This is a genomic window from Brenneria sp. L4-2C, assembly GCF_040240335.1.
In the GTDB taxonomy this organism is placed as follows: domain Bacteria; phylum Pseudomonadota; class Gammaproteobacteria; order Enterobacterales; family Enterobacteriaceae; genus Brenneria.
Window position 1 is genome coordinate 115,061 of sequence record NZ_JBEIAC010000011.1, and the last position, 15,674, is coordinate 130,734.

13 protein-coding genes are annotated in these 15,674 nt (G+C 53.3%); 3 read left to right on the forward strand and 10 right to left on the reverse strand.

Going from position 1 to position 15,674, the window contains the following annotated elements:
• The first annotated feature begins 182 nt into the window (after window positions 1-182).
• Together ABRZ26_RS16335 and ABRZ26_RS16340 are read left to right on the forward strand one after the other, a co-directional pair.
• On the forward strand, window positions 183-512 hold the full coding sequence (locus tag ABRZ26_RS16335; protein ID WP_319605212.1) for a hypothetical protein: 330 nt from the start codon (window positions 183-185) through the stop codon (window positions 510-512).
• Between the two features lie 185 nt (window positions 513-697).
• On the forward strand, window positions 698-1,435 hold the full coding sequence (locus tag ABRZ26_RS16340; RefSeq protein ID WP_319605213.1) for a GntR family transcriptional regulator: 738 nt from the start codon (window positions 698-700) through the stop codon (window positions 1,433-1,435).
• 45 nt (window positions 1,436-1,480) lie between these two features.
• On the opposite strand, the gene dkgA is transcribed toward ABRZ26_RS16340, so the two are convergent.
• From dkgA to ABRZ26_RS16375, 7 genes are all read right to left on the reverse strand, one after another.
• Entirely contained in the window at window positions 1,481-2,308 is an 828-nt protein-coding gene (gene dkgA / locus ABRZ26_RS16345) for a 2,5-didehydrogluconate reductase DkgA (protein ID WP_319605214.1), read from the reverse strand.
• A gap of 205 nt (window positions 2,309-2,513) precedes the next feature.
• Window positions 2,514-3,173, reverse strand: a complete 660-nt coding sequence (locus ABRZ26_RS16350) for a DedA family protein (protein WP_319605215.1) — start codon at window positions 3,171-3,173, stop codon at window positions 2,514-2,516.
• Window positions 3,174-3,412: 239 nt separating this feature from the next.
• The gene (gene metC / locus ABRZ26_RS16355) at window positions 3,413-4,606 is read right to left on the reverse strand and encodes a cystathionine beta-lyase (RefSeq protein WP_319605216.1); all 1,194 of its coding nucleotides are present in this window, start codon (window positions 4,604-4,606) and stop codon (window positions 3,413-3,415) included.
• Window positions 4,607-4,954: 348 nt separating this feature from the next.
• Window positions 4,955-6,256, reverse strand: coding sequence for an anaerobic C4-dicarboxylate transporter (locus ABRZ26_RS16360; protein WP_319605217.1), 1,302 nt, complete (start codon window positions 6,254-6,256; stop codon window positions 4,955-4,957).
• 217 nt (window positions 6,257-6,473) lie between these two features.
• Entirely contained in the window at window positions 6,474-7,913 is a 1,440-nt protein-coding gene (aspA, locus tag ABRZ26_RS16365) for an aspartate ammonia-lyase (RefSeq protein WP_319605218.1), read from the reverse strand.
• 266 nt (window positions 7,914-8,179) lie between these two features.
• On the reverse strand, window positions 8,180-9,175 hold the full coding sequence (locus tag ABRZ26_RS16370; protein ID WP_319605219.1) for a LysR family transcriptional regulator: 996 nt from the start codon (window positions 9,173-9,175) through the stop codon (window positions 8,180-8,182).
• A 321-nt stretch (window positions 9,176-9,496) separates the two neighbouring features.
• A complete protein-coding gene (locus ABRZ26_RS16375) occupies window positions 9,497-10,657 on the reverse strand; it encodes an MFS transporter (protein ID WP_319605220.1) in 1,161 nt (386 codons plus the stop codon).
• Window positions 10,658-10,754: 97 nt separating this feature from the next.
• On the opposite strand from ABRZ26_RS16375, the gene ABRZ26_RS16380 reads away from it, so the two are divergent.
• A complete protein-coding gene (locus ABRZ26_RS16380; protein WP_319605221.1) occupies window positions 10,755-11,108 on the forward strand; it encodes a MerR family transcriptional regulator in 354 nt (117 codons plus the stop codon).
• Between the two features lie 122 nt (window positions 11,109-11,230).
• On the opposite strand, the gene ABRZ26_RS16385 is transcribed toward ABRZ26_RS16380, so the two are convergent.
• The 3 genes from ABRZ26_RS16385 to ABRZ26_RS16395 all read right to left on the reverse strand — a co-directional run bounded on the left by ABRZ26_RS16385 (window position 11,231) and on the right by ABRZ26_RS16395 (window position 15,529).
• The gene (locus tag ABRZ26_RS16385) at window positions 11,231-13,900 is read right to left on the reverse strand and encodes a DEAD/DEAH box helicase (RefSeq protein ID WP_319605222.1); all 2,670 of its coding nucleotides are present in this window, start codon (window positions 13,898-13,900) and stop codon (window positions 11,231-11,233) included.
• A 149-nt stretch (window positions 13,901-14,049) separates the two neighbouring features.
• Window positions 14,050-14,370, reverse strand: a complete 321-nt coding sequence (locus ABRZ26_RS16390) for a hypothetical protein (protein WP_319605223.1) — start codon at window positions 14,368-14,370, stop codon at window positions 14,050-14,052.
• Between the two features lie 391 nt (window positions 14,371-14,761).
• Window positions 14,762-15,529, reverse strand: a complete 768-nt coding sequence (locus ABRZ26_RS16395) for an HNH endonuclease (RefSeq protein WP_319605224.1) — start codon at window positions 15,527-15,529, stop codon at window positions 14,762-14,764.
• Window positions 15,530-15,674 lie beyond the last annotated feature (145 nt).

Here is a 15,674-nt window from a genome sequence, read left to right on the forward strand (position 1 = left end):
AGGGGGAAATCAATCGGGTTATCCTGATTGATGGTGATAAACCATGCCGCGGGGAAAGTACGAATGCCGTTTCATTCGCCGCCCATCGCTGTGGTGAGGGTTCCGATGGTATCCGTACCAGCCGATAAGGGTAGCAGATAAGAGCGCGTCACGCCGAACATTCGGGCGGCCTCGCATGCGGGATGACTGATGTTTTATCCGATGCGCTCAGGCTGGCGCGGTATAAAAAAGAGACGCGTTGGCCCGAACGCATTATCAGATTCGTTAATGTATTTATCGTTAAAACGATGATTTTATATGTATCATCGGTATTTTCGCCTGCGGCCAATGGAACCGCGGCGATATTATTAACCGGAATCGGCAGGCTATTCTCGCGTCAGCTAAAAAATGCCGGCGGACCTGCTTCTACGTTTATAATTCCGGGGAGCTCCCATCACGTTACCGACCATTTACCCGTGCAGGCAGCCGGAAATGGCGTCATGGGGGGAGCTTTGGCGTCGGTCAATGGATGACCCTGGTGTTGGCATCGCGGCATGAGTTTACGGAATTCAATTCACGGGTGCAAGTCCAATTTAATGCCTATAAGATACCAATGTCAGTCCGATGGACTTCGTTTTCTCTGATCATCGATTCAACATTTTTGTTTAACAATTGCGTAGGCTGAATACAGCGTAAAAACAATAAAAAGGCATGCAACATGCAGGAACTACTACTTTGGGTTAAAGCCCGGCTGGGCGAGCCGTCAGCCGCTCCCCGTTATATGCAGCTTGCTTCGCTGCTGAAAGCGGAAATCAAACGGCGAAAGGAGCTGTCCGGCCAGTTTTTACCCGCCGAGAGATTGATTGCGCAACAGACGGGCCTGTCTCGCGTGACCGTCTCACGCGCGTTGGCGCTGCTGGAAGAGAAAGGGCTGATCGTGCGTCAGCAAGGCATCGGCACCCGGGTGAGCCAGCGTTTGCATTATTCTCTGGACAAGGATGAGTCGGGATTTACCGCGCTGGTGCGGCGTAACGGCGGCAAAGCGGGCAATCTCTGGCTGGAAAGAAGCAGAAAACGGCTTCCGGCCGCGATCGCTGAGGAAATGTCTTTGCCCGGCGGCACAGGGGTGACCCATCTGCGGCGGGTTCGGTTGATTAATGGCGAACCGGCATCGCTGGAGATCCTATGGATCCCGCTGGCGTTATTGCCGGACCCGGAACAACTGGAGCATTCGCTGTACCAATACTGGGCGGAGCGCGATATCCACCCGGATAAAAAACGCTATCGGTTAAAAGCGGTGGCCGCGCCGGCGGACGTGGCCGGCTATCTCGGCGTTGCGCCGGATTCGCCGTTGCTGTTATCCCGCCAGCACACGTACGACGCGCAGGGCGATCTGCTGGAATACTGCGAAATCTATTGCCGCAGCGACCTGTATGAGTTTCAGGTAACGGATTGATGCGCGTTGCCGGCAGAAAGCAATCTTGCCGGCGAGAACGTCGCGTCAGATGATTTTCATATTATCCGGGTCGGGACCCAGGCGTTTGCCGCTGTCCAGTTTGGCGATTTCGCCCAGCTCGTCTTTGTCCAGACGGAAATCAAACACGTCGAAGTTTTCTTTGATGCGGGCCGGGGTGACGGATTTGGGGATGACGACCAGTCCGCTGTCCAAATGCCAGCGGATCACGATTTGCGCCGGGGTTTTATCATATTTCGTGGCCAGCTTGCGGATAATCGGCTGGTCGAAAACCCCCTTGCCGCCCTGCGCCAGCGGACTCCAGGACTCGGTTTGAATCCGATGGGTGGCGTTCCAGGCATGAAGCTGACGTTGCTGAAACAGCGGATGCAGCTCAATTTGGTTGATGACGGGAAAGACGCCGGTTTCATCTTTTAACCGCTGTAAATGCTGCGGATGGAAGTTGCTGACGCCGATGCTTTTCACCAGCCCTTGTTCCTGTAATTTAATTAATCCCCGCCACGCATCCACATAGGTGTTTTGTTGCGGTAACGGCCAGTGAATCAGATAAAGATCCACATAGCTCAATTGCAGCTTTTGCAGGCTCTCTTCCAGCGCCTTCTGCGGCGTTTTCTGATCGCTGTTCCAGAGTTTGGTGGTGATAAAGAGCTCTTCACGCGGGATGGCCGCAGATTGCAATGCCTGGCCGACCCCCTCTTCATTTTTATAAATGGCGGCGGTATCAATGGCGCGATAACCGGTTTGCAAAGCGGCGGTTACGGCGGTCACGGTCTCCGCGTTGCTTGCCTGCCAGACGCCAAGGCCCAACTGCGGCATGATATTGCCGTCAGCCAGTTTAAGTTTTAGTTGCGTCATGTCATTCCCCTTTTTTCTACCGTTAATCATCGCGATAACGGAAACGAATAGCCCGTTGATGTCATAGCCGGCGGGCTATGAGCATATTGGGCATATCGATTCATTATAGTAGAGAATGCGGCGGCGATTTTACGCTACGCGGCAGGCAAATTCCCGACGGCGGGAAAATCAACGGCGTCATGCTTCCGGCTCAAGGTGGAAACGCTCAGGCCGCGGCGTGTCTCTTACGCCAGACCATCACGACGAGACCGATCAATCCGCTGACCAGCAGGATCATCGGCAGCAGGATCAGGGCGGTCATCACCTGATCTTCATAGCGTTTTACCAGCGGAATATGGCTCATGGCGTAACCGAGCGTTACGATGCCGCCGACCCACAGAAAACCGCTGAGCCAGTTGAATATCTGGAAACGGGTATTATTCAGCCCGGAAATACCGGCGAGGGTGGGCAATAACGTGCGGATGAACGCCAGGAAGCGGCCAATCAGCAGCGCCAGCAGTCCGTGGCGGTTGAACAGATGGTAGGCGCGCTGATGGTAGTGGGCGGGGAGCTGCAACAGCCAGCCTTTAACCAGCCGGGTATCCCCCAGCCAGCGTCCCTGAAGATAACTGAACCAGCATCCGAGGCTGGCGGCGACGGTCAGCAGAATCATGGTGGGGATAAAACTCATCACGCCTTTGGCGATCATGGCGCCGGCCAGCAGCAGCAGGCTATCGCCGGGAAGAAAAGAGGCCGGCAGCAACCCGTTTTCCAGAAATAGGGTTGTGAATAAAATGCCATACACCACCCAAATGACATGGGGGTCTGCCAGCGCGCTAAAATCCTGATGCCATAGCGCGTGAATAATTTCGTGAACCACACTCATATTACTTCCTGTCAGGTGACTGAAGCCCTAAAAACAAAAACGGGGCGAAACTGCCCGACCATGTTGTACTGCTATACGCTGAAACCAGCGCAGGGCCAAAAACTTATACGGTTGATTAATGCTGATTAGAATAAGCGTTAAGTTAGGGTAAAGCGGTTTTTAGTTAAGATTGTCTTGCCTATGATACACGCTTTACCCACCTCAATGCAGCTAAATCAAGGGCCGGCAGCCTGGCGCCGTCACACTTCCCGAATTCTGTCAAAGCCGCGAGCCAGATCGTCAATCAGATCGTCGCTGTCTTCAAGTCCGATATGCAACCGGATGAGCGTGCCGGTAAAATCAACGCCGGTCGCCGGGCGAATCGACGCCAGCTGTTCCGGCTGATTGGCCAGAATCAGCGATTCAAAGCCGCCCCAGGAATACGCCATGCTGAAATGCTCGAAGTTATCCAGATAGCCGGCCAACTGCGCGGGGTTCAGTTTGTCTTTTAATACAAATGAAAACAGGCCGCTGCTGCCTTGAAAATCACGCACGTAGAATTCATGTCCTTTGCATTGCGGCAGCGCCGGGTGATTGACCACCGCCACTTCGGGGCGTTCAGACAGCCATTTGGCGATGCGAATGCTGCTTTCCTGATGCTGTTTAAGCCGCACGCCCAACGTCCGCAGACCGCGGCTGGCGATATAGGCGGTATCGGCATCCACCATTTGCCCCATCAGATACGAATGCTCGCGCAACTGGCCCCAGCAACGTTCATTCGCCACCGCCGTACCCAGCATGGCGTCAGAGTGGCCGACCATGTACTTGGTGCCGGACTGCACCGAGATATCAATGCCGAAATCCAGCGCCTTAAACAGCACGCCTGCCGCCCAGGTATTATCCATGATGATAACGATTTCCGGATTGATGCGGCGAACGGCCTGTACAATGGCGGGAACGTCGTGGACTTCCATGGTGATGGAGTTGGGTGATTCAAGAAACACTACTTTGGTGTTTTCCTGGATTAATTCGGCGATGCCCGCGCCAATCAGCGGATCGAAATAGGTGGTGCCGATATTCAGCTTGCGAAGAACGGTGTTACAGAAATCCTGCGTAGGCTCATAGGCGGCGCCGGTGACCAGCACGTGATCGCCCGCCGATACGAAGGAGAAGATCGCGTTGGAAATCGCCGCCGCGCCGCAGGGATATAGCGCGCAGCCGGCGCCGCCTTCCAGCTCGACCATCGCTTCCTGTAAAGAGAAATGGGTCAGCGTGCCGCGACGGCCGTAGAATAATGCGCCGTTGGCGCGGTTAACGGCCGCGTTGTGTTTATCCTTCACCGTGTCGAATACCAGAGAGGATGCGCGCTGGATCACGGGATTGACCGAACCCTGCGTGAATTTTTTGCTGCGTCCCGCCGCGACCAGGGCTGTTGCTGTTTTCTTGCTTGTCATAACTGATATCACCTTTCTCTTTTTTGCCGTACCGGGCTGTTCAATACGCCGGGAAACTCGTTTTCTATTTAATGCGCCGCTTTTAATATATCCCAATTGCTGGGCGTTCAATAATCTGGCGCTTTCTACGTTACCACGGCTTAAGCGGCCTGTGGGCGGGCTTTGGCGATTGATGCGAAAAACGGTAAGAGTTGCTGTTTTTACGGCGAGCGAAGGGCATCCTGCTGGCGGCGGGGACGTTAAGAGGGGAAGGGGGGCCGCCATTTGGCGGCGGCCGGAGCCCGAAAAATGCCGGACTCTGTTCAGGGAATAACGAAAGCGCCCGTCAGGCGGCTATTTTGCCCCGGGTTACAGCAGGATATGACTGAGAATAAAGCCGAATATCACCGACAGCGTAATGGTCAGCACGCCCGGAATCAGGAACGAGTGGTTGAACACATATTTCCCGATGCGGGTTGATCCGGTGTCATCCATTTCCACTGCGGCCAGCAAGGTCGGGTAGGTCGGCAGCACGAACAGGGCGGAGACCGCGGCGAATGAGGCCACCGCCGTTATGGGCGAAACCCCGAGCATCAGCGCCGCCGGCATCAGCGCCTTGGCGGTCGCCGCTTGTGAATAGAGCAGCATGGCGGCGAAAAACAGCACCACGGCCAGCATCCACGGATAGTTTTGCAACAGCGCGCCGGCGGTTTCCTGAATGTCGCTAATATGCGCCTTGACGAAAGTATCCCCCAACCAGGCGACGCCCATCACGCAGACGCAGGCGCTCATGCCGGAACGAAAGGTGCTGGCGGTGAGCACCTTCGCGGTATCGATTTTAGCGATAAGGCAGATCAGCGTGGCGATGGTCAGCATAAACACTACGATAGCCTCATTGCGCGGCAATACCGGGTTGGCGATCAATTTGACGTTATCGCTGATGGCGGTGGCATAAAACACCACGGCGATAATGCCGAGCAGAAACAGCAGTACCGACGCTTTGGCGCCGGGTTTGACCGCCTGCGTATTGATATTGCCGACGGCGACGTCGCCTTTTTTCAAACGTTCCTGATAAATTTCATCATCTTTCAGCTCCTTGCCCAGGAAGTTGGTGATGAGCGCGGCCAGCATCACGGCGGCCAGCGTGGTGGGAATACAAATACCTAACAGCGCCAGATAACCGATGCCGTAGGGCTCCAGAATACCGGCGACAAACACCACCGCGGCGGAAATCGGCGAGGCGGTAATCGCCACCTGCGAAGCCACCACGGCGATCGACAGCGGGCGCGACGGCCTGATGCCCTGTTCTTTGGCTACCGCCGCGATAACCGGCAGCGTCGAGAACGCGGTGTGTCCCGTACCGGCCAGCAGAGTCATAAAATAGGTCACCAGCGGGGCCAGAAAGGTGACGTATTTGGGATGACGGCGCAGCAGTCTTTCCGCGAGGCTGACAAGATAGTCCATGCCGCCCGCCACTTGCATGGCGGCGATGGCGGCGATAACCGCCATGATGATTTCGATAACATCGAAAGGGATGGCGCCCGGTTTTATATGGAAACCCAGCGTGAGAATCAACACGCCCAGACCACCGGCAAAGCCAATGCCGATACCGCCGAGTCGCGCTCCCAGATAGATGGCGAGCAGCACGATAATGAGTTCCAGGACCAGCATACAATGCTCCTTAAAACAATGTGATATACCCGACGTCTTTGATGTCGCAGGGGCGGGCCGCGCCCGATCGCCGATCGGTTTCAGCGTTCAGGATTCGTCCGGTTTTCGCCGTACTGCATCTCGAAAACGGTGAGTATAGCCATAATTTTTACTTATGGAACAGCGGCACAGGGTGTGGATAATCCTGTGCCTGACCGTTGTTGTGGCAATCGGGTGATTAAACGGATGCGTTGTCGTCGGTGTAGCGCTTGGCTTTATAGGTCGGATGCATCAGATTTTGGATAGAGAAGATGTCGTTCAACTGATCTTCGGTGAGCAGGCCGCGCTCCAGAACCACTTCACGCACGCTTTTGCCGGTTTCGGCGCAGATTTTGCCGACGATATCGCCGTTGTGGTGGCCGATGAACGGATTCAGGTAGGTGACGATGCCGATGGAGTTAAAGACATAGGCTTCGCACACCGCTTTATTGGCGGTAATGCCGTTGACGCATTTCTCCAGCAGGTTATAGCAAGCGTTGGTCAGAATATGGATGGACTCGAACATGGCTTGCCCGATAACCGGTTCCATGACGTTTAACTGTAGCTGACCGGCTTCGGCCGCCATGGTCACGCAGGTGTCGTTACCGATGACCTTAAAACACACCTGATTCACCACTTCCGGCACCACCGGGTTAACCTTCGCCGGCATAATGGAAGAGCCAGCCTGCAACTCCGGCAGATTGATTTCGTTCAGACCGGCGCGCGGCCCGGAAGAGAGCAGACGCAGGTCGTTACAGATTTTCGACAGTTTCACCGCTACCCGCTTGAGGGCGCTATGCACCATCACATAGGCGCCGCAGTCGGAAGTCGCCTCGATCAGATCTTCGGCCGGTACGCACGGCAAGCCGCTGACTTGCGCCAGATGCTGGACGGCCAGATGCTGATATTCATCCGGCGTATTCAGGCGCGTGCCGATTGCGGTAGCGCCCAGATTGACTTCCAGCAACAGTTCCGCGGTATGCAGCAGATTCCTGTTTTCTTCTTTCAGCAGGATGTTGAACGCGTGAAACTCCTGACCCAGGGTCATCGGCACCGCGTCCTGCAATTGGGTGCGGCCCATTTTCAGGATATGTTCAAATGCTTTGGCTTTACGCTCAAACCCTTGTCCCAACTCGACAATGGCCTCCGCCAGTTTCAGGATGGCGGTGTATACCGCCAGGCGAAAGCCCGTCGGGTAGGCGTCGTTGGTGGACTGGCACTTGTTCAGATGATCGTTCGGGCTGAGATATTGGTATTCGCCTTTTAGATGTCCCATCAACTCCAGACCGATATTCGCCAGCACTTCGTTGGTATTCATATTCACCGAGGTGCCGGCGCCCCCTTGATAAACGTCCACCGGGAACTGATCCAGGCATTTGCCGTTATTCAGCACTTCGTCACAGGCCTGAATAATGGTATCGGCGATGGTACGCGGAATGGTCTGCAACTCGCGGTTAGCCAGCGCCGCCGCTTTTTTCACCATCACCATGGCGCGGACAAATTCCGGAATATCGCCGATGGTATTATTGCTGATATGGAAATTTTCAATAGCCCGGAGCGTATGAATGCCGTAATACGCATTAGCGGGAACTTCACGTGTACCTAACAGATCTTCCTCGATACGGAATTTATTTGACATGATTATTATTCCTTTTTGTTGCACGAAAATATTCAACCCGCTGATTAATAAGACGAGGTTGCCTGTCACGATTTTTTAATCATGACTGAAATATTATTTTTAGAACGACGAATCTCGATAAATACGCCATCACGTATTTATTTTCGTCAGACTTCAGGTGTCATGAAAGACATCCCTTTGTTATGAAATCATTTAGGGTGTTTTCATGGCATGGTTTTATTTACATTGGTCGTATTACTCCCAATTGTTGAAAATATAAATATTCGTTATTCCGTACTGTCTGAATTAATCGAAATCAGTTTTTCTATTCCCCGATTAAGATCCTCCAATTTCGGAATAAATACCGTCTTGATTATTTCGTGCGTGACATCACAGGCTTCGTCAAAGAAGGCGCTGTACTCATCACGGTGTCCGACGATATAAAGCGATCGCTTGATATTCAACTGTTCCGGCATATGCGTTAAAACCTGTCTGGAATAGGTTGCCGACTGGAGAAAACTGATGGGGCTGGTAACGGCCCAGCCGATCCCCGCCGCCACCATCGACGTTAAGGTATCCGCGTTATCGAATTCGAGCATATTGGGGACGCGAATATCTATTCTGCGCAGATAGCGTTCAATCTGCATGCCGATCTGCGAGTTGCGATTGAACCTGACCAGCGGCATCGCGGCGGACAGCTCGCGAATATCTTCGATGGTTTTTATACGTTGTCGATATTCCGGCGGCGTAATGATGAAATAGCCTTCGGAAAACAGCCGGTAACGCACCACGCCGTCGGTATCGATCAGCGGATCGCTGGTGACGATAAGATCCAGCTCGCGTCGCATCAGCGCTTCGCCCTGCTGTGGGCTTAATCCGGTGCGAATCAGCAGCTGCGAAGAGCTTTTCAGCAGACGTTTGGTGAATACGGAGCCGCAGGTGATGGCGAACGAATCAACCAGGCCGATACGCAGATCGGGCTTGATGCCGCGCCCCGCTTCCAGCACCTGCGCTTTCAGGTTGGCGATCTCTTCGGTCAGCACTTCCCCGCGGTTTTTTAATGCGATGCCGTAAGGCGTCAATACAAATGGGCGTCTTGCCCGATTGATCAGCATGACGCCAAAGTCCTCTTCCAACAGCCGGAGCGTTTGCGAAACCGCCGACGGCGTCAAACCCAACTGCGCCGCCGCCGCCGTCATGCTGCCAGCCTCGGCCATCGTCACAAAAACGTGGACGGCGTACATGTCGATCGATTTATTGGCGGACATTGTTCGTTTAGCCATGTTGTATTGCCTGCGTTGCAAAGGCTCAGGGTTGTTGAAGCATTCAGGTATGCGGACAGTTTAGCCCATAATGCCTTGCCGGTAGTCGCGGTAACTGATGCCAGCTTAGTGAGTCAATCTCAGAAAAAACATAGGGCGTATCACTGATTAATTTTTTCTTATAACTAGCTTTAGCGAATCTGCATGTAGCGGGCGAGCAGGCCGTTGCGCCTGTTTATATTTCTGCGGCAATGCCGGCGTCAGGCAGGCGCCGGTGTTGATGAGAACAGCGAGGGGGACTTTTTACAGCCGGGGAAGGGCTTCCTGCCGGCCGGTTTTTACTTATTTGAGTGATGCATGCTTCGATAACGTCGCTTTTTTAAGCAAGAGGTGAAACAGTAATGCGCAACCGGCCACCAGCGCGGCGGCGGGGCCGAGCGCGCGGGCGTTCCAGGTTTGGAGGATGACGCCGCCCAGCATACCGGCAGTACCGATCCCCAGGTACATCGCCGACGCATTCAGGGAGATCAGTATTTGCCCGGCTTCCGGCGCGGCGCTCAGCAAATATGCCTGTTGCGCCGGCAGCAGCAGCCAGGCCGCGATATTCCAGATACATACGCCTATCAAGGCGCTCCAGAGCGTGGTTGCGCTCAGGGGGAGAAACGCCAGCATCACGGTGACCACCGACAGGCTCAGCGATACCGTATGTTTGACGCCCCAGTTGTCCACCAGCCAACTGCTGGCCGCGTTTCCCAGCGTACCGGCGATACCAAACGCCATCAGCACCATTCCTAAGTCGCGCTGAGTCGCCTGCATCGTTTCCGTCAATAACGGCCCGATATAGATATAGACGGTAAAACCCGCGGCTATCGCCAGGGCGGTGACCAGCAAGGTGACCGGCACGCCGGGGAGAACCAAGGCCCGTATCCGCGCGCGCAGCGCGATAGCGGGCGGATTCGCCAAGTCTGGCAGCCAGAAGGTCAGACCCAGCAAGGCGAGTGCGCCAAGGCCGGTTATCAGCCAGAACGCGGCGCGAAAACCACCGAACTCGCCCATCCAGGCGCCCAGCGGCACGCCGATAATGGTCGAGACGGTGATGCCGCCCATGACCAGCGACAGTGCTCGTCCGCGTTGATTCGGGGCGACCAGCATAGCGGCAACCACCGAGGCGCAAGGCGTATACGCCGCCGATGACACCGCAGTAATGATGCGAGCGGCAAACAGCATAGGGTAACTGGTCGCCAGCGCCGCTATCGCATTGCCGACGATGAAAATCGCCATCGCGCCCAGCAAAAGTTTCCTGCGCGGCACGTTTGCGGCGACGGACGCCACTATCGGACTGCTGAGCGCGTACACCGCGGCAAAGCCGGTAACCAGTTGGCCCGCCATGGCGACGCTGACGTCGAGTTGTCCGGCAATATCCTGTAAAACACCCGCGATGATAAAACCATCCGTGCCGATGGCGAAGGTGCCTAAAGCCAGCAAACTGATTCGGTACCACATTATTTTACTCTCCCCAGGAATGGAATTTCCCGTAGCCTAAACCCTGACATCGCTGTTAGAGTCAACGGACATTGCTATCGAGAGGGGAGTAGTGGGCATGAAGATTGGCGAACTGGCTAAGCGTACCGGGGTCAGCGTGCGGATGCTGCGCTACTATGAACAGGCCGGATTATTGACGCCTGACCGTCGGGAATCGGGGTATCGCGAGTTCAGCGTGGCTGACGAGAAAATCGTCGAGCGCATCCGTACGCTCAGCGAGGCCGGCCTTAATCTGGCGACTATTCGCCGGGTGATACCCTGCATGGACGAGCAAGGCTCGACGTTCAAACCCTGCCCGCAGGTGCGTCCGGCGCTGCGGGCGGAATTGGACAAGATAGCGCGCAAGCTGGACGCGTTGACGCAGAGCCGGGATATCCTGGAAAGCTATTTGCAAGCACTTGTCGATCGATGAGATTACGGCGCTATAGCCTACATCTCGCCAGAAGATCTCTCGACGCGTTCAGCGATTATCCCCATGAAAATAAGTGAGTTTTCCTTAGTATGGCTTGTTTTCCTGCTTTTCCCGTTAGCCTGTTATTGCAGGCAATCCGCTAAAAACGCCGTGATTTTACCTTCAATATTGCTATCGATGGTTTTTATGCGGAGTAATGGAATATGGCTTTTGCTCAGAATACTATTTTTTAGCTCATCACGTTCAGCCTGTCGGGGCGTATCGTGATACCCCCCATCCACTTCAATCACGCCTAACGGCGTTTTGCCCACTTTGAAATAGAGTACAAAGTCACAGCTGGCGCGATTGTTCATGAACGAGGACTCGCCTGGCGTAAACGTATTGTTTTTTAACGAAACCAGCTGATTGAGGGCAACCTGAGCGTGAAAAGTGATAGTCTGGTAGTCATCCTGAGACAGGATATCGCGCAATATGCGCGCCGCGATCTGCTCGGATATATGCTTGGAGTCATGCGGATTCAATCTGGCCTTCAATTTTTCCAACGAGCGATCATATTCTTTGTAAAGCAGATCGAAGGCGGAGATAACGGGGCTGTGATGAATCTGTTCATCATCCGCATAATATTCGATATAGCGGATTAACGCGGCAATATGTTTATTATTTTTGGTAAAGACATGATCACCCGTCACCAGCGTGAAATTATTTTTTGCGCGGGATACGGCGACATTAACTAAATGAGGATCGTCGACAAAATCGATATTTCTTTGGCTGTGCCATTTCTTATCCAAAACGGTGGAGAAAATGATCTCGTCACATTCTCTTCCCTGGAATTTATGTACCGTCGCTTTCACGAAATCTTCTGGCAGGTGCTTCTGCGAGAGCGCGATCTGATTATTATAGGGTGCAATAAATCCACGGTTATTTTCCTCGTTCCAGTCAAGCACCTCCAGTGATTCCAACTCTCTCAAATTAGAGTATTTTCTGGTGTGATTCCCTTTCGCGGTGACAATCAGCGATAAAGCTTCTTCTCCCTTATCCTGCGTCATGGGGATGAGCTGGTTGTCATAAAACTGTTTATTACAGAACTGGATTATCTTAGGGTGGCAGCGATAGTGTTCTTTTAACAGCGTCACTGGGATCTTATTCTTAAAAATGCCGATAAACGAGTCCAGTAAACTGTAGTTTACGCAATCATAAAATTCAGACGGCGGAGGTATATCGAGCTTGACCGGAACATGCTGCAGTTGTTTTCTGTCTCCGACGATAATCAGGTTTTTCGCGCATCCCAGTCCCAGAATACCGGGAATAATGTCCTGCTGCGACGCTTCGTCGATAATGACGTAATCAAGCACCGCGTCATTGGCGATAGAGTTAATAATCGAGTGGGTGCTGCTGCCAATGATCGGATAACGCTTTATAAACGTATTGAATTCCTTGAGGTAATTTTCCGCAGTAAAGTTTTCATCATGTGGCGCGAACTGAACGAGGTGCGCTTTCAAATAAGCCATTGAGGCCTCGGTCAGATTTTTCAGCAGCACATTAAAATTATTATCCTGCAATTCTTTTTGACATGCCGCCAACGAGGCCTTTTTCTGCTGCAAGGTTTTTTCGTAATAGTGACGTTGCAGAGAATAAATCAAGGCTTTCCGTTTTTGCCAATCCTCGAACGGCCCCACGCGCAGGATCCTGAAGTTTAACAATAACTCTACCCTGTCCTTGAATGCGATGCGTTTGGTGAAAAGGTAGTTTAAATACGCCATGAGATCGGTGATTTTCTGTGGCGACAGTCGGTATTTTTCGAGCGGTTGAGGAGATAGGGTTACATTTTCACGTTGCCATTGAAGTAGATACTTTTTCTCTATCGATAATTCGTCTATCTCAGCCCGCAGTCGTGCCGCCTGATTCTGGGCAGCCAGATGAGTCTTCAGTTTGTGTAACATCGCATCGATATGCTGAATTTCGGGAGGGGCGGCGAGGTGTTCAGATAGCGGATGCGGCTTTTTAGCAAAAAACTGTTCTCGTTTTTTTGCACTACCTAATTGAGCGACCAGATAATCCAGCCCCGCTTTAGCTAACTTCTCATAGACATTTTCAACAGCCGAATTGTTATTGGATAAAATAGCGACGCTCTTTTGCTGCAATAAAATATTGGCGACAATGTTTAATATTGTTTGTGTTTTACCGGTACCCGGCGGCCCTTCAATAAGGCTGATCTGCGAAGAGAATGCCTGCTCTACCGCTTTCAACTGGCTTTCATTGATGCCAAAAGGAAAAATAAAATGCGATACGGGTTCCTGTGAGCGATTTTTCCCCGAACAGTAGGCATGCAGGACGGTATTTGTATGGGGCGTTACCTTTCCCAACTGGCGCAATATATTTTCAGCAATCGGCCTTTTTTCCTCGTCGGCCAGAGCAATGCGCGCTTGCGCTACCGAAGCGAAATAGTTAAAAACCGCTTCCGCGCTGACATCCTTTTCAAGGATGGTCTCGATATTATCCGTTTCCATCACCTCCAAATGGTGGTTTCGCGGATAACGGACGACGGTATATTTCCCGCCATAGGTGGTGGCGCTCTCAATGGGCGTCCCCCTTGATTTTCCTTTTTCGACCAGAAGGTTTCCATTCTCAATCACCGTGGGGATAATTTGGCAATCGTCTATTGGCCGACTGTAAGTTTTACCCGAAGGGAAATGGCAGGTCAGCCATAGTTCACCTTTGGACTTGTTATACCTCAACGTCCAGTCAGTCATCTGGCCGGTTTTATTTTCACCTTGTACGTATATAGCGACCATTCGATACTCATCCTTAAGCTGTCATTACCTGTCGACTACTATACCTAATGGGAAAACTGCTTAGAAGTTGTACGCTGATAAACAGCGTCAGGACGTGACCTGGGTGTCCTGACGGATTGGCGTTACTTTGGTGATGGGGCGTGTGCTGGCTAAGGGTTGGCCGCAAACTTAGGCGGTAATCCAAGATGATGGGTCTGTTCACATACCGCCAATAACGCCGGAATCAAATGTGCGCTGGCGTTGAGGCAAGCGCCAAGCTGGCAGATGCTTTCCGGCGGGATCTCGTTATCATTTTGCAGCGTGTCGCCGAGATAGTGCAGGCCGTGACACAGGCCGTCGATGGATTCGGCGGCGATAGCGCCGAGGTCGCAGAGCTGGATTTCATCCAATTGCCCGAAGGGCAGGGCGGCGATCAGATCGCGGAAAATGGTAATGGTGCTGTCGGCGGGTATGGCGTGGGGGGGCGTCATGATTGAATCTTCCATTTGCTAGATATTTATGTCATCACGCCTTCAGGTTCCAAACTAAAGGTGTGACCCAGACAGGGTTGGAACTCCGGATCTAGCGACCGGCCAACCTTGCGGTTGCCCTGCCTGAGCCACGAATAAGAGTGTGCATGTAGCTCCTGAAAAAACAAAGCGTTTTCAGCTCTAGATGTTCGGGGTTCCAAACCCGGCGGCGGATGTTGCCGCAGCGCATTTACTTTATTCGTGCGGCGCAAACGGTGAAAGAGACTGGATGGATTTACAGCGGAGTTGCCGCCGGTTTTGGAATGCGGTTCGCAAAAAATGGGGATTTGGGTACAGGAAAATTAAGTCCCTTTTTACTGTTCCCCATTGTTTGCCAACCATTGCGTCGGTCTTACCCTTTGCTCAGAAAAATATGCTGACGATGGTAAGCCATCTGCGACATGTCCGGCGGGTACTGCTCGGGAAGCCGTATCGGACGGCCTTCGTATTGGGCGAAGTTGAGTTCGCTGATGGGGCTTTTCAGTTTTTTGATGCGGGGCGAGAGCAGCATTTCAAGATGGTCGTTAAAGCTAATCAATCCCTGATCAAAGGCTTTGTCGTGCAGGCTGGACAGGCAGAGTCCGTTGCTGGGGTTCAGACGGTGTTCGGCCGCCGTTTTCCACGGGCGGATATGGCTGGCGACCAGCAGCAACGGCTCTTCCAGCCCGGTGACGCAGCAGCGTTCGCCATAAGCGCCGAGCACGCGCTTGCGGAACAGCTGCTGGCCGATGCGGGTTTTAACCGGCGCGACGCTTTCCCCGCCCCGATAATCCAGGTCGATCTCGTCGGCCCGTGACGATGGCGTTCCCGCATCGATACGCGTCATGGCCTGTCGGCACTGCTGTTCGAATAGATCGGGATCGCGATCCATCTCCTGCCACAGTTCGCGATCGGCTTTCGCCACGCGGTTTAGACCGGTGCGGCCGGATCCGGTAATAAATGGATCCAGACTGGCGATATTAACCAGCTTCATCGCCAGCGCGGAAGGCGTGCGGTTGATCAACGCCGCATAGCGAATAATGTCAGGATTGCGCGAGTGCAGCTTGCCGAACGGCATTTGACTATAAAGCGTGAAGGCGATCAGCAATTGATCCCGCGTCCAGAGGTTGGTGGCGGCCATGCGTATTTCCGTCAGAAAGGTGGCGTATCCGATTAGCGATATCGATAACTATGCCAGGTAACACGTTAAAATGCATGTCGCCTTGCGGCTGGATCATCCTCTCCATCTGCGCTAACGTTGCGGCAGCCCTATGCCACCAAGCCGA